General features: G+C 67.2%; 16 protein-coding genes. 4 read left to right on the forward strand and 12 right to left on the reverse strand.

The window, feature by feature from the left end; all coding sequences use genetic code 11:
- Window positions 1-2: 2 nt before the first annotated feature.
- The 5 genes from LC490_RS15430 to LC490_RS15450 all read right to left on the reverse strand — a co-directional run bounded on the left by LC490_RS15430 (window position 3) and on the right by LC490_RS15450 (window position 2,426).
- The gene (locus LC490_RS15430) at window positions 3-341 is read right to left on the reverse strand and encodes a nucleotidyltransferase domain-containing protein (RefSeq protein ID WP_223620744.1); all 339 of its coding nucleotides are present in this window, start codon (window positions 339-341) and stop codon (window positions 3-5) included.
- 122 nt (window positions 342-463) lie between these two features.
- Window positions 464-1,399, reverse strand: a complete 936-nt coding sequence (locus LC490_RS15435; protein WP_223620745.1) for an ADP-ribosylglycohydrolase family protein — start codon at window positions 1,397-1,399, stop codon at window positions 464-466.
- Entirely contained in the window at window positions 1,396-1,776 is a 381-nt protein-coding gene (locus LC490_RS15440) for a cupin domain-containing protein (RefSeq protein ID WP_031371954.1), read from the reverse strand. The genes LC490_RS15435 and LC490_RS15440 overlap by 4 nt, the downstream gene beginning before the upstream one ends.
- A 54-nt stretch (window positions 1,777-1,830) precedes the next feature.
- Entirely contained in the window at window positions 1,831-2,037 is a 207-nt protein-coding gene (locus tag LC490_RS15445) for a twin transmembrane helix small protein (protein ID WP_223620746.1), read from the reverse strand.
- Window positions 2,034-2,426: a hypothetical protein gene (locus LC490_RS15450; RefSeq protein WP_223620747.1), complete on the reverse strand. Its 393-nt coding sequence runs from the start codon at window positions 2,424-2,426 to the stop codon at window positions 2,034-2,036. Before LC490_RS15450 ends, LC490_RS15445 begins: the two co-directional genes overlap by 4 nt.
- 284 nt (window positions 2,427-2,710) lie before the next feature.
- On the opposite strand from LC490_RS15450, the gene LC490_RS15455 reads away from it, so the two are divergent.
- Window positions 2,711-4,135: a PLP-dependent aminotransferase family protein gene (locus tag LC490_RS15455; RefSeq protein WP_031371957.1), complete on the forward strand. Its 1,425-nt coding sequence runs from the start codon at window positions 2,711-2,713 to the stop codon at window positions 4,133-4,135.
- Here the strand turns inward: LC490_RS15455 and LC490_RS15460 are convergent.
- Entirely contained in the window at window positions 4,047-4,511 is a 465-nt protein-coding gene (locus tag LC490_RS15460; protein ID WP_081930861.1) for an MmcQ/YjbR family DNA-binding protein, read from the reverse strand. The two genes, LC490_RS15455 and LC490_RS15460, sit on opposite strands and share 89 nt — an antisense overlap.
- Before the next feature lie 70 nt (window positions 4,512-4,581).
- On the reverse strand, window positions 4,582-4,989 hold the full coding sequence (locus LC490_RS15465; protein WP_223620748.1) for a GFA family protein: 408 nt from the start codon (window positions 4,987-4,989) through the stop codon (window positions 4,582-4,584).
- Between the two features lie 100 nt (window positions 4,990-5,089).
- Here LC490_RS15465 and LC490_RS15470 point away from each other — a divergent pair, with 100 nt between their 5' ends.
- On the forward strand, window positions 5,090-6,037 hold the full coding sequence (locus tag LC490_RS15470) for a YafY family protein (RefSeq protein ID WP_223620749.1): 948 nt from the start codon (window positions 5,090-5,092) through the stop codon (window positions 6,035-6,037).
- A gap of 211 nt (window positions 6,038-6,248) precedes the next feature.
- On the opposite strand, the gene LC490_RS15475 is transcribed toward LC490_RS15470, so the two are convergent.
- The 5 genes from LC490_RS15475 to LC490_RS15495 all read right to left on the reverse strand — a co-directional run bounded on the left by LC490_RS15475 (window position 6,249) and on the right by LC490_RS15495 (window position 14,374).
- Entirely contained in the window at window positions 6,249-8,663 is a 2,415-nt protein-coding gene (locus LC490_RS15475; protein ID WP_223620750.1) for a S8 family serine peptidase, read from the reverse strand.
- 512 nt (window positions 8,664-9,175) lie between these two features.
- Complete coding sequence (locus LC490_RS15480) at window positions 9,176-11,152, reverse strand: GMC family oxidoreductase (RefSeq protein ID WP_223620751.1); 1,977 nt, start codon at window positions 11,150-11,152, stop codon at window positions 9,176-9,178.
- Window positions 11,149-11,640 carry a hypothetical protein gene (locus tag LC490_RS15485; RefSeq protein ID WP_031371963.1) on the reverse strand — a complete coding sequence of 164 codons (492 nt, stop codon included), beginning with the start codon at window positions 11,638-11,640 and terminating at the stop codon, window positions 11,149-11,151. Before LC490_RS15485 ends, LC490_RS15480 begins: the two co-directional genes overlap by 4 nt.
- Window positions 11,641-11,651: 11 nt before the next feature.
- On the reverse strand, window positions 11,652-12,989 hold the full coding sequence (locus tag LC490_RS15490) for a hypothetical protein (RefSeq protein ID WP_223620752.1): 1,338 nt from the start codon (window positions 12,987-12,989) through the stop codon (window positions 11,652-11,654).
- Between the two features lie 431 nt (window positions 12,990-13,420).
- Window positions 13,421-14,374 (reverse strand): AraC family transcriptional regulator, encoded by a 954-nt coding sequence (locus LC490_RS15495; RefSeq protein WP_223620753.1) that lies wholly within the window; start codon window positions 14,372-14,374, stop codon window positions 13,421-13,423.
- 463 nt (window positions 14,375-14,837) lie between these two features.
- Between LC490_RS15495 and LC490_RS15500 the strand changes: the two genes are divergently transcribed.
- Together LC490_RS15500 and LC490_RS15505 are read left to right on the forward strand one after the other, a co-directional pair.
- A complete protein-coding gene (locus LC490_RS15500; RefSeq protein ID WP_223620754.1) occupies window positions 14,838-18,032 on the forward strand; it encodes an efflux RND transporter permease subunit in 3,195 nt (1,064 codons plus the stop codon).
- Window positions 18,029-19,156: an efflux RND transporter periplasmic adaptor subunit gene (locus tag LC490_RS15505; RefSeq protein WP_223620755.1), complete on the forward strand. Its 1,128-nt coding sequence runs from the start codon at window positions 18,029-18,031 to the stop codon at window positions 19,154-19,156. The genes LC490_RS15500 and LC490_RS15505 overlap by 4 nt, the downstream gene beginning before the upstream one ends.
- Window positions 19,157-19,230 lie beyond the last annotated feature (74 nt).

Consider the following 19,230-nt stretch of genomic DNA (forward strand, 5'->3'; position numbering starts at 1 on the left):
GGTCAAACCCGCTTGTCGTAGATCAGCCGGCTCGAACGTTGCAAGCCGGCATGCAAGATGGGCGTGTGCTTGGCACCGGCGTAGAAATCCAGATCCACGGACATAGGCAGGAGTTCGGCCAGCTGTGCGTTCCAGCGTTTGGACCGGGAATTGAACGTCGCGAAGCCACCGCTAAAGTCCGCTCCAGGGGCGGCTTCGAGATCCAACTCGACGACCACGTCGATATCGCTGTCGGGTCGATGTTCGCCCCGAACGCGGCTGCCGAAGACGTGGACTCTTTCGATGATGGGTTCGCTTCGGGCCCATTCGATCAGGCGCTCTTCGATAGCGGATAGATCCATGGTTTTTATTCGTTCAACGGGTCATAGGACAAGCTAAGCACGGAGTCTAGTACCCGCTTCGCGATTTCCGACTCATCCGCGACCAAGCCAGTGCAATTGGAAGAACGAGTTGCCTGGGCCTTTCAAGCCTGAACCTCCGTTTCCGCCAAATCCAACAGCGCCAGCGCCATCGCCGCGATCTCTTCGCGCATGGTCAGCCGTTCGAGCCAGCGCGGCGGGATCGCGTCGATGCCGTAGAACGCGCCGGCGAGTTGGCCGCAGATCGCCGCGGTGGTGTCGGCGTCGTCGCCCAGGTTGGCCGCGCGCAGCACCGCGGTTTCGTAGTCGTTGCTGTGCAGGAAACACCACAGCGCGGCCTCCAACGATTCGACGCTGTAGCCGGAGCCGACGATCGCGTCCTCGCGCTTGCCGGCGTATTCGCGGGCGTGGATGGCCGCCACCTTGGGGCTCGCCGGCGGCGGCATCGCCGGGGTCAGCACCGCTTCCTTGCCGGCGCCCATCAGCGCGGCGCGCAACTGCATCGCGAACAAACGCGAGCAGTCCAGGGCCTCGGCGGCGCCATGGGTGGTGCGGGTGGATTCGGCCGCATAGTGCTGGGCCGCCTCGGCATGCCGGCGCCACAGCATCGGCACCGGCGCCAGCCGCATCAGTGCGCCGTTGCCGGCCGCGCGCGGGCCGGTGTCGCCGGCGAAGGGATCGCCGCTGCCGAGATAGCGGGTCAGCGCCGCACTCACGGTCGTGCCGATGTCGAAGCACTCGCCGTTGCTGCTCATGTAGCCGACTTCGCGCCAGTTGCAGTAGCGGTTCATCTGGTCGCGCGCGTCGAAACCGCGTCGGTAGATCAGGCTCGCGGCCAGGCACAGGGCCATCGAAGTGTCGTCGGTCCACTGCCCCGCGCGCAGGTCGAACGGCCCGCCGCCGACCATGTCGGTCAGCGGCGCGAAGCTGCCGCGCGCGCTGAACTCGACGGTGGTGCCGACCGCATCGCCGCAGGCCAGGCCCAGCAGACAGCCCAGGTAGCGTTCGCGCAGACCGAGCGTCGGCACCGTCGTGCTCATGCGGCCTCCGGATCGATGTCTTCGTAGTTAGCGGGCTCGAAACGCGGCGTGCAGATCGCCAGGAACAGCAGATCGCCGTCGCCGAGGTTGGCGATGCGTTGCGCCACGCCCGGCGGAATCACCACGACGTCGCCGGGGCCGACGATGCTCGGCGGCAAGTCGCCGACCTCGACCCGGCCGCGGCCTTCGAGCACGACGTAGCGCTCGCTGGTGCCGCGCAGGCGGTGCAGGCGGGTGGTAACGCCGGGCTCGACGCGGGCGCGCGCGATCGAAGCCTGCGGGTCGTCGCTGGAATTCCACCACTCGATGATGTGGCAGCGTTCTTCGAAGTAGTACTCGGCGGTGTCGGCGTTGGAAACGATGCGGGCCTGGGTCATTGCGCGGGCTTCGGCGGCGTGATGCCGCCAGCTTAGCCTGCGCCGGCGCCGGGCTTAAACGCCGACGCCGTGCGGCTCGACCACGCCGGTGGCGATGCCGGCCACGACCAGGCCGATCAATACGATCGAGAAGACGATGCGGCGCGTCAGGGCGTTGACGGTGCGCTTGCTGGTGCCTTTGTCGACCAGCATGTAGTACAGGCCGGCGCCGAGGTTGTAGAGGATCACCCCGAGAAAGGCGGCGACGAACAGGATCTTCATGATTCGACCTTGCCCGCGAGCGGGCGGGTGCTGTTTCGGTGAGAGTCCGCTTGAGCGGCCGGCTCAGCGGTAGAGGTCGCGCGGCGAGCGCGCAACCAGCGCCAGCGAACGACGATGGCCAGGGTCATGACCAGCAGGAACAGGCCGTAGGCGACCGAACTGGCCAGCACCTGTTTCCAGATGGCGCCGGCGTTGGGGTCGGCGTTGTGCATGCTCCAGTGCATGCCCCAGCCGGCCAGCACGGTCGCGAGGATCAGGCTGGCGCTGTCGAAGACGGTGCGGGCGCCGCCGCGCGGCTGGCGCGGATAGGCCCAGAACAGCCAGGCCAGGATCGAAAACCACGGCACGAACAGGATCAGGGCCAGGTTGAGTTCGACTTGCGGGTTCATGGCAGGGGACTTCCGGAGGGGGCTCTTGCTACGGGAACCATTCTGCCCGGACCGGATCAGAAGACGTAGAATCAGATTTCGGATAAAAAACCATGTCAGTTGCGTAGCGACCTGAAACCGTCGACTGGCTCCAGACGGGACGAGGGCGTCATCTGGCCTGGTGCGAAGTGGCTGGGCGATGGCCCTCATCCGGCCTTCGGCCACCTTCTCCCGCGGAGCGGGAGAAGGGATAAGCGCGCCCGCATCGCGGGAAGCGATCAAACACGGCCCCTAACGGACTCCAAATGAAGCGCTACCAGGCCCTCGCCGACGACATCGCCCGTTCGATCCGCCAGGGGCTGCTGTCGCCCGGGCAGCGGCTGCCGTCGGTGCGCCAGGCCAGCGCGGCGCGGCAGCTCAGTCCGTCCACCGTGTTCCAGGCCTATTACCTGCTGGAGGCGCAGGGGCTGGTGCAGTCGCGGGCGCGCTCGGGCTATTACGTCAGCGAGCAGGCCCGAACGCTGCCACCGGAACCCGATGCGGCCTCGCAGCCGGACGGCGAGTCGCGACCCGTCGACGTCAGCGAGTTGGTGTTCGAAGTGCTGGAGTCGGCGATGGCCCACGACATCGTGCCGCTGGGCTCGGCCTTCATGAGCCCGGCGCTGTTCCCGCTCGCCAGGCTGGGGCGGGCGATGGCGCACGAGGCCGTGCACCTGGACCCGCGCAGCACGGTCGACGACCTGACCCCGGGCAACGCCGAACTGCGCCGCCATATCGCCTTGCGCTATCGCATCGGCGGGGTCGAGCTCGGTGCCAACGATCTGGTCGTGTGCAACGGCGCGATCGAGGCCTTGAACCTGTGCATCGCCGCGGTGACCCGACCCGGCGACGCGGTGCTGGTCGAGTCGCCGTGCTTCTACGCCGCCCTGCAGGTGCTCGAACGCCACGGCCTGCATGCGATCGAAGTGCCGACCCATCCGCGCGACGGCATCGAGCTCGGCGCGCTGGCCACCGCGATCGCACGCCACGCGCCGAAGGCCTGCTGGCTGATGACGAATTTCCAGAACCCGCTCGGCAGCACGATGCCGGACGAGAAGAAACGCGAACTGGTCGAACTGCTGGCGCGCCACGAACTGCCCTTGATCGAGGACGACGTCTACGGCGAGCTGCACTTCGGCACGCACCGGCCGGCGCCGGCCAAGGCTTACGACCGGCGCGGGCTGGTGCTGCATTGCTCGTCGTTCTCGAAAACGCTGGCGCCGGGTTACCGCATCGGTTGGGCCGCGGCCGGTCGTTACACGCAGCAGGTGGCGCGGCTCAAGCTCACCAACACCCTGGCGACCTGCGTGCCGGCGCAGTTGGCGATCGCGCGCTATCTGCAGCGCGGCAGCTACGAGCGCCACCTGCGGCGGCTGCGCACGACCCTCGCCGCGCAGCAGAGCGCCTACCTGGCCGCGGTCGCCGAGCATTTCCCGCCGGGCACGCGCGTGACCCGTCCCGACGGCGGCTATTTCCTCTGGATCGAACTGCCCGAGGACCGCGATGCCTTACGCGTGCATCGCGAGGCGGCGCGCCGCGGCATCAGCATCGCGCCGGGGCCGATCTTCTCGGCGCATCGCGGCCACGCCCACTGCCTGCGGCTCAACTACGGCCATCCGCTCGATGCCCGCGTCGCGGCAGCGTTACGAGTCTTGGGCCAGCTTTCGTCGGCGCGATCGGCGCCAGCCTGAGGCGTTGCGCTTCGTCGGCATCGGCCAGCATCTCGGCCTGGCGCTTGCGGCTGAGCCCGCCGAGCGCCTTGCGGTACGACCAATCGACCAGTTCGCGCAAGTAGTCGTCGGGCAGACGGCGCACGTCGACGATAGTGACCCAGTGATAACGGCCCATGAAACGCGCCGGCTTGGCGCCGGGCATGTCGGTCAGTTCGACGAAGCGGTCCGGCGTGACCTTGAGGCTGAAACGCCAGCGCTCGGGCTCGCTGGTCTTGAAGTAGGCGAAGAACTTCTTGCCCACGCTGTAGACCAGGATGTTCGACGGCGCCGGATGCAAGACCTCGTCCGCGCCCGGGTAGGCACGGCACCACTGCTTGAGTCGCTCGGTATCCATCGCGTCGGCTTCGCTGCGGTCGGGCCGTGCATCCTCGCACAGCCGCGCCGCAGCGTTCGCAGCCGCCGGTTCAAAGATGGCTGGTCACCGCCGGCACTTCGAACCAGTTGTTGTGGAGGCCGTCGAAATAGGTCACCGGCACCTCGGCGAGCTCGGCGTGTTCGATGTTGTCGATGCAGGCCAGGTTGACCGAGTAATAGTCGCCGCCGATCTCCTCGACGTAGCCCTTGCCGAACACGTGCACGCCGCAGTGCTTGCAGAATTGATGATGGGCGACGAAACCGCCGAACTGATAATTGTTGAGGGCGTCCTCGCCCGACAGCAGGCGGAACGCGCTCGGCCGGATCACCGCGCCCCACTTGCGCAACTTGGCGCAGATCGAACAATTGCAGCGTCCGCTGCCTTCGGCCAGGTCGACCTCGGCTTCGCAGCGCACGGCGCCGCAGTGGCAGCTCAACTGATAGGTCTGGACGGTCATAAGGGCATTCCTGGTCGAAGGGCGGGCGTACCGCGGGACAGGCTTAGGATACGACTAATAGCGGACAGGATATGTCCTAAATAGTCGCTAGACTGGGCCCATGCTCAAGACCTCTACCCGATTGCTGCGCCTGCTGTCGTTGTTGCAACAGCGGCGCCACTGGACCGGCGCGGAACTGTGCGAACGCCTGGAAGTGGAGGCGCGCACGGTCCGCCGCGACGTCGAACGCCTGCGCGAGTTGGGCTACCCCATCCAGGCCTCGGTCGGGGTCGGGGGCGGCTACCAATTGTCCGCCGGCACCTCGCTGCCGCCGCTGTTGCTCGACGACGACGAGGCGGTCGCCGTCGCCGTGGCCCTACGCAGCGCCACCGGCAGCGTGTCGCGGATGGAGGACACCGCACTCGGCCTGCTCAGCAAACTCGACCAGCTGATGCCGGCGCGCCTGCGGCGCCGGGTCAGCGCGCTGTATTCGGTGACCGTGTCGCTCAGCCACAACAACGCCACGCCCGACGTCGATACCCTGACCCACCTGGCCACCGCCTGCCGCGATCATCTGCTGCTCAAGCTCGGCTATCGCGACCGCACCGGCAAGCCGAGCACCCGCAACGTCGAGCCGCTGCGCATGGCGCATACCGGCCAGCGTTGGTACCTGGTCGCCTGGGATCGCCAGCGCGAGGACTGGCGCACCTTCCGCATCGACCGCATCGCCCAGGTGCAGACGCCGGGGCCGAGCTTCGTGCCGCGCACCCTGCCCGAGGACGTCGCCACCTATGTCGAGCGCTCCATCCGGCAACCCTCGCAGTCGCATCGCCTGCGCGCGCGCCTGCAAGGCTCGGCCGAAGCGCTCGCTACCCGCATCCCGAGCTGGTGCGGGGTGCTCGAGGCCGTCGACGACCATTACTGCCTGCTGCACGTCGGCGCCGACTCGGTCGACCAGGCGGTCGCACTGCTGGCCATGACCGGCGTGGAGTTCGAGATTCTCGATGCGCCGGAATGGCTGCCGCAGTTGCGCGAAGTCGTCGCCCGCCTGCAGCGGGCCATGCAATGAAGCCGTGGCGCCGAGGCTGAGCGCCCGGCATCCACGCTGAGGCAATGGCGAGTCGAACGGCGGCGGCATGAGCGAGACAAGGCGGTGCCCGCCGTATCGGCGGGCACCGTGGCCATGAACCATGCGAAGCCGACGCCGAGGCCTGCCCGGTGACGGACCCGCGCCGCGCGCACGCGACGCGGGTCCATGACCTGTTTACCGCGCTGTCGCCTTACTGCGCGACGGCGTTGGAGCAGGCAGTGTCGTTCTCGCCGTGCAACACGTCGTAGCTCTTCTGACCTGCCGGCAACGGGTTGGCCTGTGCCGGCAGCAGGCTGCGGTAAGCCGGGTCGTACAGCGCCGACAGGAAGCAGGCCTGCGACTGCGCATGGAACTTCACGCGGCCGGTGCCGTAGCTGCTGTCGAAACCGGCGACGCCAAGGTCGTTGCCGCCGGTCCCCGCCACATACGCCAGCGAGTCGTACACCGATCCGGTCAGGGTCACGTTGCGCTGACGCAGCGCCACGGCGTGGTCGGCACGTTGCTGCGCAGTCGGGTTGGCGGGCAACACCGGCACGGTCGCGTTGGTCAGCTGACGCTGATGCTGCAGACCGAGCAAAGCCAGAGCGGCCACGTGCGGTGTCGCCGAGGAGGTGCCGTTGAAGCCGTTGGCACCGTAAGACATCGTGTCGACGTTGGCGAAGTTGGCCATGTCGGGCTTGGCGTTGCCCGCCGCCTGTCCGTTCGGGCGCGCGCCGCCGGCCGCCAGCACCGGGCCGCGCGAGCTGTAGCCCTCCAGGTTCGAGGTCGCCGCGTCCAGCGCCGCCACCGTGATCACGCTGGCCGAGTCGGCCGGGTGGATCAGCGAACGTTCGGCCTGCGCGTACTGCGGTGTGTAGTAGCCGCCGATCATCAGACGCAGGAAGTTGTTCGCACCGGCGGTCTTGCGCACGACGCGCAGACCGAACTTGCCGCCGCCGGCGAAGCGGTTGGCGTTGAATACGCCGTTGCATTCGGCGGTGCGGGTGGCGGCCGGCGGAACGAAGGACACGCCTTCCAGCGGCGCCTGGCCGGCGCGGCCGTCCTGGGCCTCGTCCGACTGCGTCGCTACGACCCAGCCGGCCGGGGTGATGATGCGGCCGTTGCGGCGAACCGCATCGGCCCAGCGCACCAGCTCCAGCCGGTAGTCGGTGTCGGCAGTGTTGTTGGCATTGGCCCAATCGTTCCAGCCCAGGGTCGCGCTGATGTCGTAGTCGTTCTGATCCGCCAGGCTGAAGGCGCCGACCGGGATGCAGCCGTTGAAGTTCGCGCTCAGGATCAGCCGGTTGACGGTGTCGATGCCCGCTGCGGACACATCGAAATCCTGCTGCACGGCGTTGCCCAGGCCGGCGGTGCTGTTGCCGTCCCAATGCTTCTGCGCTTCGTTGCCGGCGGCATTGAGGATCAGCACACCGTTGCGCGCGGCCGCCTCGATGGCGTCGTACAGACCCTTGAGGTCGCTACCGGTGCCGGTGCCGTCGCCGGGTGCGTACAGGTTGAAACCCAGCGACGCGGTGATGACCTGCGAGCGCGGCTCGCCCAGGATGACGTTCTGGTCGCTGAGATTGGCCGCATCCTGGATCGCGCTGACCCAGTCGGCAGCACCGTAGTTGTCGTAGAGGCGCAGTTTGGCCGCCGGCGCGATGTCGTGAACGATTTCGGCCACCGCGTTGCCGTGGTTTGCGCGTACGCGATAACCGAATTCGCCCTCGCTCGACGGCGTCATGGTGATCTTGTCGGGCTCGGCGACAGTGTTGCTCGGCCATTCGCCCTCGGCTTGCAGCGCCGCAATCTGGCCTTCGGCGTTACCGAAATGGTCGACGATCGCGATGTTCAGGCCCTCGCCGCGCAGATCCCTGCGCAAGTTCTCTGCGATCTGCTGATAATTGCCGAGCGTGCGCAGATGATCGAGGTTGCTGGCCGCAGCGCCATCGGTGAAGGCAGCGGCCTGCGACAGATTCATCAACGAGACCCGGGCCACCGATTGCAGGCTGGCCACCCATTCCAGGCGGGCCAGCGGCACCTCCGCTTCCAAGGTCGGCGAGCCCTTGACCTGGATCGCCTGCAGACCGGCGGCCAGCAGCGTCTCGCGCAAGGTCGACGTTGCGCGGTCGAGCAGGCTGGGGTTCTGCACTTCCTCGAAGCTCAGCGCCAAGCCTAGGTTGACCTTGACCTTCTCGCCGTCGCGGAAGCGCAGCGGAATGCCGGCGCGATCGAGCGCGGCGATCTGCGCCGCGGCGCTGACCGTCTGCTTCGCAGCGCCCTGAGCGCTGACTAGGCCCCCGGACGCCGCAGCACCCGTCGTTGCCGCGGTCGACGACGCCGCGTTGGCCGCCTGAGTCTGCGCGAGCCACTGCACCGCATCCAGCAATTGGCCGCTGCCGAGCTTGGCCTGCGCATCGTTGCGCGGCGTGGGCGCGAGGTAGGCGACGTTGCGCATGCTGGCGCCGGTAAAGGAGCCCGCGGCGCGGGAGCTTGCGGCGAACGCATCGCCGGGCGCACCGAGCGACCGTTGCTGCGCATCCTGGCGCGACCACATCAACACGGTCGCGCAAGCCGCGGCGAGACCGAGCACGGCGAATGTCTTGTTCGAAGGGATCTTCTTCATTCTTTGCCTTTCCTATTCGTGTGATTGCAAGCACGGAACACCGTCGCCGATGGGCGCACGCCCATGGCAGGCCAAGGCGAAGACCTTGTTCCGGCGAATGGAAACCTCGATGAGAGCCGTTCGTGCGCAAGGCGCTTCGAACCGGCTCACTAGATCAAACGTGACGCGCGTTTAATTCCCCTACCGCGGCGTCGAATTTTTCATAGAACGAATCGCAATGACGTCTCGCGTGGGGTGATCCAGCGAACTTGCGTTAGGTTCGAGCAGGCCATTCGAACAGGCGACCGGATTCGATCGGAGACCTGTGACAGCGTTGCCCGGCATTCCGTTTCCATTGAAACCGAAACGCGCGACGACTCGCGGCGCGCATCCGAATTCGCGCGTGGGCGGAGTGGATGCTTTAACGGCTCCGCCATCGCAACGACGATACCGGCGCCCAATGCAATGAGGCCGCGTCCCTCCCGGACGCGGCCTCCTCTGCCCTCCCTGCAGCATCCGCACGCCCCGTGGGGTTAAACGAGGTCGTGCAGGATATTGTCCGCCGCCTGCAGGGCCAGGGCGGCGATGGTCAAGGTCGGATTGGCGGTGGCGGTGCTCGGGAACACGCCGCTGCCGACCATGTACAGATTGGAATGATCCCAGGACTGTTGCCGCGCATTGAGCACCGAATCGCGCGGGTTGCTGCCCATGCGGTAGGTGCCGATGATGTGACCCGCGCCGTAGAAGGCGAAACGGTCGCCCTTGTATTCGAACAGGCTCGCCGTCGCCGTATCGCCGCTGGTTTGCACCGGCCCCGGCAGCTGCGTGTATTCCTTGGCGCCAAGTGCGTTGAAGATCTGCGTCGACACTTGCTTGGCCGAGACGAAGGCGTTGCGCACATAGTCTTCGCGGATGCGGTAGGTCACCGCCGGGCGCGGCAGGCCGAGGTGATCGCGCAGCGACGACAACTGCACCCGGTTGTCGGGATCGGGCAACTGCTCGATCAGATAGCCCAGGCGCAACTGGCGCACGTAGATCGCGTTGAGCGTGTTCACCAGACGGGTGCCGAACAACTTGCTGAAGGCCGACAAACTCGGGTCGAAACGCAGGGGTTGGTTCTGCTGGTTGAGCGAGTCGCCGTTCAATTGCGTGTTGTTTTGGCCGAAGATGAAATCGGACAGGGTGGTATTGGGGTCGTTGGTGGCCCAGTTCCAACCCTCGTTACCGATCTCGATGCGATAGGCCGCACGCTGGCTGCGGAAGGCGCCGTCGCGCGCCGCCTCGATGCCCGACGTCGACAAGGGCCCGCGGAAGGCATAGATCGGATCCTTGGCCAGGCCCCAGGCCAGGTACATGACATGGTCCATGAGGTTGCGGCCGACCTGGCCGGAGCTGTTGGCGACGCCATTCTTCCAGCCCGGATTGTTTTTCGACATCAGCAACAGCTTCGGCGTCTCGATCGCGTGCGCGGCCAGCACATAGAGCTTCGCCGACACCGTGCCCGTGCCGGTGGGCGGCCCGGTCTGGCTGTCGTAGGTGATGTAGTCGATGCCGCTGACCCGGTCGCCGCTGAGGCGGATGTTGCTCGCCACGGTCTTGTATTGGATCTGCACGTTGCCGGTCTGCAGGGCCTGGGCCAGGGTCACCGATCCGTCGTACTTGGCCTGGATCGGGCAGATCGGGATGCAGTTGGTGTTGCCGGCGCACTGGCGGCGGTTGCCGGGCCGCGAATTGCGGCCCTGCGGCGTCGGCGTGACGAACAGCGGGATGTTGTCGATCTTGAGCGTGGTGACTTTCTGCGCATACAGCACGTCGTTCATCGACTCCACGATGCCCGGCATCGGGAAGCCGTAGTTGTCGCCGTAAACGCCGCTGGGTTCTACGTCGAAGGTCTTGTACAGATCGACCATCGCCTGCTTGTCGGCGGACACGCCGATCACCTCGGTGGCCTTGCGGTAGTACGGCACCAGGTTCTGGTAGAACTGCACCCCGCCGGGCCAGTCGACGCCTTGGCCGTACTTGGTCTTGAGCTGGAAATCGTTGGGCAGATTGTTGAGCGAAGTACCGAGCCAATGCCAGGTGGTGCCGCCGGCGACGCGCTCGTAGGAACTGCCGAAGGCGAAGGTCAGTTCCGGGCTGTCGGGCGCTATGCCCTGCTTCGGGGCGTTGTAGACGAAATAACTGATGTTCGGGTTCTGCCAGGCATTGATCTGCAACACCGTGTAGCGCGGCGTGTTGAGGCTGGACGGGTTGGGCTGGCCGAGCGGATTGTCGGCGGTGGTCGGGACGGCGCCCTGAATGGTCGGCGGGTACGGCGACTCGGGAGTCTTCGCGTTGGACGTAAAGAAGGTCTGCAGGTATTCCTCGCGGCTCTTGGGTACCGGCGGCCCGCCTTCGAGGATCAGCACCTTCTTGCCGGTCTTGCCGATCTGGTAGGCGACGATCGAACCGGCGATGCCGGAGCCGACGATCACCACGTCGAAGCCGCCGGTAGGCGTGACGATGCTCATACCGGGTTCTCCAGGTAGGCGCTCAGCGGCGGCGGCGGGTTGGCCCAGTAACCGTAGTTGTAGGTGGTGCTGCCCATCGGATGCGATTGCATCACCCGCCAGACCAGGCCCTGGGTGTAGCTCTCGGCCGAGATCACTTCGCTGAAGGTTTGGCCGTGAGTGGACGCGGGGGTGTCGACGACCGTCGGCCAGGCGCCGGCATACCACAGGAACAACAGTTTCCGGCACGGGAGTTCGTACTCGGGCTTGTCCGCGAACAGCACCGCTACCACGCGCTCCTCGCGATCGGGCGTATTGCCCAACACCCGCTTGTCGATGAGTCTGTACCAGAGCAGGATGTCGTCGACCGTCGCCTGAGTCACACGCTCGGCGAAGGTCTTCAGATACAGGGACTTGATGTCGTGGGTATCGTCATCAGGCGCCAGCGCTCCGCGCTTGAACCCGGTCAGGCCGATGCTGAGGCTGATGAAAGTGTCCATGGGGGTCATCGAAAGGCTCCTTATTGCGCGCGCTGCAGCAGGTAGGTGAAATCCGAGGTCATGCCGTTGGTCATGGTGGCGTTGTTGTGGCAGCCCATGCAGCTCGACGAGCCTTGCTGCGTCTTGCCCTGGATGTAGGTCTCCAGGGTCGCGTTGGCGAGGAAGACCGGCGCGGGCGTGCCGCTGGGGTCGATCGGGTTGTTCGCCTTGGTCGGCCACTGCGTGCTGATCAGCTCGTAGTTGGCCCAGACCGAACTCGCATTGGCGCTGCGCAGCAAGGCCTGGTATTGGGCGTTGAGCTTTTGCGTCGCATCGGTCAGCGGAATCTCGCGCACCACCTGGGTCGGCTGGGTGTAGCTCGCGTTCGGGTTCCACGGCCGCGGCGGCGGCTCGTTGGCCAGGCAGGCAGTGCAGTTCTTTTTGAAGAAGTTATAGCTCGGCTTCGACTGCGGCTCGCCCAGGCTCGGCGCGTTGTCGACGTGCTCGAAGGTCGACCACACCCACTGCGGTGCGCGCTTGGTCTTGTGCACGATGTGCAGGCCGACCAGTCCCATCGTCTGCAACTTGCACGACGCCGACACGCCTTCGTGCTCGCCCGGGTTGGTGTAGACCAGGGCCTTGATGGTGTGGAAGCGGCTCGGGTCGTCGTTGCCGCTCATCACCTTCCACGAGGACTTGATCATGATCGCGCCGACGTTGCTCGGCGTCTGTTTCTGGGCGAAGTCGGCCGGCTTGTTGAAGGCGGCCTGGCCGGCCTTGCTGTACAGCTGGTCGCTGACGATGCGGTCGAACATGTCCTGGTTCATCATGATCGCGAAGCGCACGTACTGGCCGTTCTGGTCGATCAGCGGGCCGGTCTCGAACGGCTCGGCGCTTTCGTCGAGTACGTTCGGGGTCTTGCCGACCTGGGTCAGGTTGAGAGTGCCGTCGCCCATGCCCTTGCACACTTCGGGCGGCGGCGAGTCGGTGCCCCACGCCGGCGGCGTGGCGCCGCCGGGCAGGAAGACCTCGCGACTTTCCTTCCAGTTTTCCCACACCGTCGGAAGGTTGGCGCCGATGGTGGTGCCGGTATTCGGATTGCCGTTGGTGCTGGCGGGCCAATTCACCGCAACGAAGGTCTGCCACGACAGCAGATCGAAATCGTCCTGCAGGTCCTGCAGGCTTGGATTGCCCTGAGTCACGTCGACGTCGAGCGGAATCTGCCAGCTCAGCGGCGGCAAGGTGGCCTGCGAGCGGATATCGGCGCGCGTCAGTTTGTCGTGCGGCTCGGGCTTCACGCCGCTGTCGACGCAACCGCCCAAGGCGATCAAGGCTGCGGACGCCGACAGCATCAGACTGCGGCGATATCGGTATGTCATGGCGGGACCCCTGCTCCTTGGTCTAACGAAGCGAAGGCTTTCGCTTCGTCGCGGTGCAGGCAGCGTCCCTGTGCTGGTGTATTGCGATTCCACGCCGACGAATCCGGCTTGGCTGGCGATCGCAATCGCTGGCTCCACTCGCATCGAGCGCAGAAGCTACCGATGCGTCGCGGGCAAAAATGCGACGCGCGCGGCAAAAGAAAAATATCCGGGGTTTATTTGCGTTCGCGCCGCCTACGCTGTCCTGCAACGCACTTCGTTTGCGTTACTGCTTACAGCGCACGCGTTGCGCCTGCGCATCGTTAGCGAGCGCAAGCGTGGGTGAGCGAAGGTGAGTGCGCGATGGATGCGCGCGTGGCAGCGCGAACCGATCGGCCTATCCAAGCACGCGAATCTGCGGCGCCTCGATGCAGGCGCCTCGACTCGGCCGGTCAGCTCTGCGGCGCGCGGCGCGCCTGCACCACTTCCGCGCGCGGCGGCGCGCCGAACAAACGCTTGTACTCGCGACTGAACTGCGAGGGGCTCTCGTAGCCCACGCGATGCGCGGCGACCACCGCCTCGACGCCGTTGACCATCATCAGCCGGCGCGCCTCGTGCAGGCGCAACTGCTTCTGGAACTGCAACGGCGACATCGTGGTCACCGCCTTGAACTGATGGTGCAGCGACGAAGTGCTCATGTGCACCTGCTCGGCCAGGGCTTCGATGCTCAGCGGTTGCAGATAGCACTGGCGCAGCACCGCCACCGCCTTGGCGATACGGTTGGAACGGCTGTCGCTGACGGTCAGCGCGCGCAGACGATGGCCGAGGTCGCCCATCAGCACGCGGTAGAAGATCTCGCGCAGGGCCAGCGGCGCCAGCACCGGCAGGTCCTGCGGCGTATCGAGCAGCCGCATCAGGCGCAGCACCGCATCCATCAGGGTCTTGTTGACGCGGGCCGCGTACAGGCCGAGATCGGCCGAATGGTGGCTGCTGCCGTAGCCGCGCTCGGCCAGCGACTGCCCGGCGTCGACCAGCAAGCGGGCGATGTCGGCCGGGTCGATGTCGATGCGCAGGCACAGATAGGGCTTGTCGGGCGTGGCCTCGACGACCTGGCCGATCATCGGCAGGGTCACCGACACCACCAGGTAATTGAGCGGGTCGTAGTGATAAGTGCGGTCGGACAGAGTCACGATCTTGCGGCCCTGGGCGACGATGCACAGGCGCGGTTCGTACACCGAGGGCGAGCACTCGGTCGGCGCGCTCATGCGGATCAGCTGCAGGGCGCCGACCCCGGTCGGGTGCACTCCGTCGCCGTGCGTCAATCGGGCAATCCGGTCGACCAACTCGGCCAGCGCCGCGCAGCTTCCCCGTTGGGCGATCGATTCTGCGGAAGTATTGGCGTTCATGGCTTCCCGTCGACTATCGGGTTGCGACGATTATCGGCACGAATCTGGCCTAAGACTGTGCCGCTTCGGCCGAATTGCAGGAATAGGCAATGATGCAACAGTAATGTACTAACGCGCCGGCGACCCAGGGACTAAGTTATGCCCAATCTCCCGTCGGATGCCACGGCAAGGGTCCGGCGGGCGACGAGCCTGCGCGCGACGACGCCGTCCTGAATGGGGCGACGCCCGCCGACCGCGGGCATCGGCTCCGGAGCGGGCCGTGCGGACCGGCGCGGCAGGCGCCAGCCCGATTCGTCCCACCGGGCCGGAACCCGACCGCCAACGCCGCGGACGCCGACACGCCGTCGAACGCCCGCCGCCGCTTGCGGCAAACGCACAGCCATTGCCACGTCATGCGACCGACGACCCGGCCGCGCAGCGCGGACCACCGCTCCACTCATCCAGCCGTCGGAAACCCCTCGCGATGTGGATAGTCCAATACGCCCTGAGCCGCCGCTACACCATCGGCGTCCTGGCGATCCTGATCCTGCTGTTCGGCGTGTTGTCGGCGCGCAAGATGCCGACCGACATCCTGCCCGAGGTCGGCATCCCCTCGGTCAACCTGGTCTGGACCTACACCGGCCTGCCCGCGGCCGACGTCGCCGCGAAGATGACCTCGTTCTCGGAGGCGGCGATTCTCAACACCGTCGACGATCTCAAGGAAGTGCGTTCGGAAACGCTCAACGGCGCCAGCATCGTGCGCATCGATTTCCAGCCCACCGTCAGCCTCGACCGCGCCCTGGTGCAGATCACCGCGGTCTCGCAGACGATCCTGCGGCGCATGCCGCCGGGCACCTCGCCGCCGCTGGTGGTGCGCAACAACGTGTCGAGCACGCCGGTGCTGCAACTGGTGCTGTCCTCGGACTCGTTGACCGAGGCCCAGCTCTACGACTACGCCCGCCTGCAACTGCGTTCGCAGATCCAGACCATCCCCGGCATCCGCATGACCCTGCCCTACGGCGGCGCGCCGCGGCAGATCATGGTCGACCTGGACCCGGCCAAGCTGCAGACCTACGGCCTGACCCCGGCCGACGTCACCGGCGCGCTCGAACGCGGCAGCCCGACCCTGCCCTCGGGTTCGATCCGCGAAGGCCGCCGCGAGATGCAGATCTCGATCGACACCAGCCCGGCCACCGCGGCCGAGTTCCTGGAAATTCCGGTGACTGCGCGCAACGGCGTGGTGATCTACGTGCGCGACGTAGCCTCGGTGCGCGACGGCGGCGCGCTGCAGACCAACATCGCGCGCATGGACGGCTCCAGCGCAGTGTCGGTGGCGCTGATCAAGCTCGGCGGCGCATCCGCGGTGGAGATCGTGCGCGCGATCCGCGAACGCCTGCCGGAAATCGAAGCCTCGGCGCCGCCGGGCACGCGCATCCAGCCGATCTTCGACCAGTCGGTGTTCGTCGACAACGCGATCGGTTCGATCGAACACGAAGCGGTGCTGGTCGGCCTGCTGGTGGCCCTGGTGGTATTGGTGTTCATCGGTTCCTGGCGCTCGAGCATGATCGTGCTGTCGGCGATTCCGCTGGCCCTGCTCGCCTCGGTGGCGATGCTCCATCTGCTCGGCTACACCTTCAACGTCATGACCCTGGGCGGCCTGGCGCTGGCGATCGGCATCCTGGTCGACAACGCGGTGGTCGACGTCGAAAACACCAACCGCAACATCGCCCTGGGCAAGGACGTGCGCACCGCGATCCTCGACAGCGCCAAGGAAGTGGTGTTCCCGGAGATGGTCTCGACCATCGCGATCTGCATCGTGCTGACGCCGATCCTGCTGATGACCGGGTTGTCGGCGTGGGTGTTCACCCCGCTCGCATTGGCGGTGATCTTCGCCATGCTGGCCTCGTTCCTGCTCTCGCGCACCCTGATCCCGGTGCTGTGCTACCTGCTGCTGCCGGCCGACATCGCCAGCCGCGCCAACCCGCGCTGGGCGCCGGAAAAGCTGTTGCTCAAGGTCAGCCATAAAGTCGAACACGTGCTCGACCGGCTGCGCGACAAGCACCATGCGCTGCTGATCCGGCTCGGCCATCACGGCGCCGTGCTGGGACTGGTCGCGGTGCTGGTGTTCGGCGCCGGCGCGCTCGCGGCGATGTCGCTGGGCCGCGAGTATTTCCCCCAGGTCGACGCCGGCCAACTGCGCCTGCAAGTGCGCCTGCCGACCGGCACACGCCTGGAAGAGACCGCGGCGCGGGTCAGCGACATCCAGCGCGAGATCCGCAGCATCATCCCGCCGGCCGAACTGCAGACGGTGTACGAACAGATCGGCGTGCCCGACGCGATCAACCTGTCGCTGGTCGACAGCACCGTGGTCGGTTCGTTCGAGGCCGAGATCATGCTGCAGCTGCGTTCGCCGCACGCCAACAGCCACGATTACCTGGTCAAGATCCGCCAGCGCATCGCCGAGCGCTTCCCCGACGTGAAGCTGTTCGAGCGTCCGCCCGACGCGACCAGCCGCACCCTCGCCGGTTCCGCCGCGGCCGCCTTCGAGGTGCGCCTGATCGGCCGCGACGTGCCCGGCAACCTCGCCGCCGCGCGCCAGATCGAGCAACGCCTGCACCAGGTGCCGGGCGCGGTCGATATCGCCCTGCGCCAGGTGCTCGACCAGCCCGAGTACCAGGTCAAGATCGATCGCACCCGCGCCGCCCAACTCGGCCTCGACGCGCAGCAGGCCAGCCGCGCCGTGCTCGCGGTGCTCGGTTCGGCCGGCACGGTCTCGCCGGTGTACTGGACCGACACCGTCAACGCCATCGCCTACACCGTGCAGGTGCAGGCGCCGATCGACCGCCTGCAGAACATCGACGCCCTGCTCAACGCGCCGCTGCGCATCGGCGCCGACGGCCAGGCGGTGTTGTTGCGCAACATCGCCACGGTCACGCCGCGCAACGTCCCCGCCAGTATCGCCCGCACCACTCTGGCGCCGACCATCAGCGTGGTCGCCAACGTGCAAGGCACCGACCTGGGCTCGGTCTACGACCGGCTGACCGCGATCACCGGCGAGCTCGGCGCCCAGCTCAAGCCCGGCAACCGCATCGAGATCGTCGGCCAGGCCGGCGAGATGCAGAGCGCCTACGGCGAGCTCGCCGCCGGCTTGTTGATGTCGGCGATCCTGGTGTTCCTGGTGCTGGTGGTGAACTTCCAGTCGTGGATCCAGCCGCTGGTCGCGATGTCGGGCCTGCCGGTGGCGATCGCCGGCGCGGCGATCGGCCTGTTCGTCACCGGCACGCCGCTGAGCGTGCCGGCGCTGATGGGCGTGATGATGGTGATCGGGGTGTCCACCGCCAACAGCGTGCTGGTCACCAGCTTTGCGCGCGGCCTGATCGCCGACGGCCACGACCCGGAACTGGCCGCCTACGAATCCGCCGCGGTGCGTTTGCGCCCGGTGTTGATGACCGCCTGCGCGATGGTGCTCGGCATCATCCCGATGGCGATCGGCCTGGGCGACGGCGGCGAACAGAACGCGCCGCTCGGCCGCGCGGTGATCGGCGGCCTGCTGTTCGGCACGCCGGCCACCCTGATCCTGGTTCCTTCCATCCTGGCCGTGATCGGCCGCCGCCGGAAACCGCAGGCGCAGACCGACCCGGTCGGCGCCGCCGCCATCGCCGCAGGAGTCGCTCCATGAACATCGTCCTCAACGGCCCGCTGTTGCGCACCGCCTTGGCCGCGGCCCTGCTGGCCGCGCTGTCGGGCTGCGGCCGCAGCGACGCCGAGACCGCACCGGCCGCCGCCCTGCCCGAAGTGCTCACCGTGCAGGCCAAGGCCGCCGACCCGATCACCGAGTTGTCCCTGCCCGCACGCGCGCAGGCCGGCGAGTCGGCGCAGTTGTACGCCCGCGCGACCGGCTTCGTCAGCGAACGCAAGGTCGAACTCGGCGACCGCGTCGCCGCCGGCCAGGTGCTGGCGACGATCTCCGCGCCGGAGATCGACCAATCGGTGCGCGAAGCGCGCGCCGTGCTCGCCCAGACCGCGGCCGACCAGGAACTGGCCAAGGTCAACTACGACCGCGCCCAGGCGCTGATCGGTTCGGGCGCGATCTCCAAGGAATACTTCAGCGACCGCAAGGGCGGCTTTGATGTCGCGGTCGCGGCGCGCAACGCCGCCCAGGCGCGCCTGACCGCGGCCCTGGAACGGCAGTCGTTCCAGGCGGTGCGCGCGCCGTTCGCCGGCGTGGTGGTGGCGCGCAACATCGAGCGCGGCGATCGCGTGGTCGGCGATTCGGCCTCGGCCAGCGCGCCGATGTTCGAGGTCAACGTGCTCGACCCGCTGCGCGTGGTCGTCGACGTGCCGCAGAACGCCGCCCTGCAGATCGAACCGGGCCTGGAAGCGGAAGTCAGCTTCCCGGAATTGCCCGGGCAGGTCTTCAAGGCCCAGGTCGCACGCAGCGCGCGCAACCTCTCGCGCGAGGCCGGGGCGATGCGCACCGAGCTGCGCCTGCCCAACCCTGACAGCCGCATCCCGGCGGGCATGGTCGGCACGGTGCGCCTGCACCTGCCGCGCGCGGCCGCGGCGGTGGTGCTGCCGGTGTCGACCGTGGTCCAGCGCGCCAGCGGCGCCCAGATCGTCGCCCTCAAGAGCGACTCGACCATCGCCTATCGCGACGTCACCCTGGGCCGCAACCTCGGCAACGAGATCGAGATCCTCAGCGGCGTCCGCCCGGGCGAGACCATCGTGCTGGCGCCGAACGCACTGCTCGCCGAAGGCAACAAGGTTCACGCCAAGGCGCTGCCGCCGCCGAAGAAGTCCTGATCATCCGTTGCCCGGCGTTTGCTGGGCAGAGGTTAGTGCGTGGGTTGCGCTGCCCGGCGTTTGCTGGGCAGACG

This window comes from Lysobacter sp. ESA13C, assembly GCF_019970005.1.
Lineage (GTDB): Bacteria > Pseudomonadota > Gammaproteobacteria > Xanthomonadales > Xanthomonadaceae > Lysobacter > Lysobacter antibioticus_B.

Excerpts from the sequence above, each read along its gene's own strand:
- LC490_RS15485 (WP_031371963.1), bottom strand. The coding sequence starts at position 11,640 with ATGACCCCCATGGACACTTTCATCAGCCTCAGCATCGGCCTGACCGGG.
- LC490_RS15505 (WP_223620755.1), top strand. The coding sequence starts at position 18,029 with ATGAACATCGTCCTCAACGGCCCGCTGTTGCGCACCGCCTTGGCCGCG.
- LC490_RS15445 (WP_223620746.1), bottom strand. The coding sequence starts at position 2,037 with ATGAAGATCCTGTTCGTCGCCGCCTTTCTCGGGGTGATCCTCTACAAC.
- LC490_RS15435 (WP_223620745.1), bottom strand. The coding sequence starts at position 1,399 with ATGAGCACGACGGTGCCGACGCTCGGTCTGCGCGAACGCTACCTGGGC.
- LC490_RS15500 (WP_223620754.1), top strand. The coding sequence starts at position 14,838 with ATGTGGATAGTCCAATACGCCCTGAGCCGCCGCTACACCATCGGCGTC.
- LC490_RS15440 (WP_031371954.1), bottom strand. The coding sequence starts at position 1,776 with ATGACCCAGGCCCGCATCGTTTCCAACGCCGACACCGCCGAGTACTAC.
- LC490_RS15450 (WP_223620747.1), bottom strand. The coding sequence starts at position 2,426 with ATGAACCCGCAAGTCGAACTCAACCTGGCCCTGATCCTGTTCGTGCCG.
- LC490_RS15465 (WP_223620748.1), bottom strand. The coding sequence starts at position 4,989 with ATGACCGTCCAGACCTATCAGTTGAGCTGCCACTGCGGCGCCGTGCGC.
- LC490_RS15495 (WP_223620753.1), bottom strand. The coding sequence starts at position 14,374 with ATGAACGCCAATACTTCCGCAGAATCGATCGCCCAACGGGGAAGCTGC.
- LC490_RS15475 (WP_223620750.1), bottom strand. The coding sequence starts at position 8,663 with ATGAAGAAGATCCCTTCGAACAAGACATTCGCCGTGCTCGGTCTCGCC.
- LC490_RS15455 (WP_031371957.1), top strand. The coding sequence starts at position 2,711 with ATGAAGCGCTACCAGGCCCTCGCCGACGACATCGCCCGTTCGATCCGC.
- LC490_RS15490 (WP_223620752.1), bottom strand. The coding sequence starts at position 12,989 with ATGACATACCGATATCGCCGCAGTCTGATGCTGTCGGCGTCCGCAGCC.
- LC490_RS15470 (WP_223620749.1), top strand. The coding sequence starts at position 5,090 with ATGCTCAAGACCTCTACCCGATTGCTGCGCCTGCTGTCGTTGTTGCAA.
- LC490_RS15460 (WP_081930861.1), bottom strand. The coding sequence starts at position 4,511 with ATGGATACCGAGCGACTCAAGCAGTGGTGCCGTGCCTACCCGGGCGCG.
- LC490_RS15480 (WP_223620751.1), bottom strand. The coding sequence starts at position 11,152 with ATGAGCATCGTCACGCCTACCGGCGGCTTCGACGTGGTGATCGTCGGC.
- LC490_RS15430 (WP_223620744.1), bottom strand. The coding sequence starts at position 341 with ATGGATCTATCCGCTATCGAAGAGCGCCTGATCGAATGGGCCCGAAGC.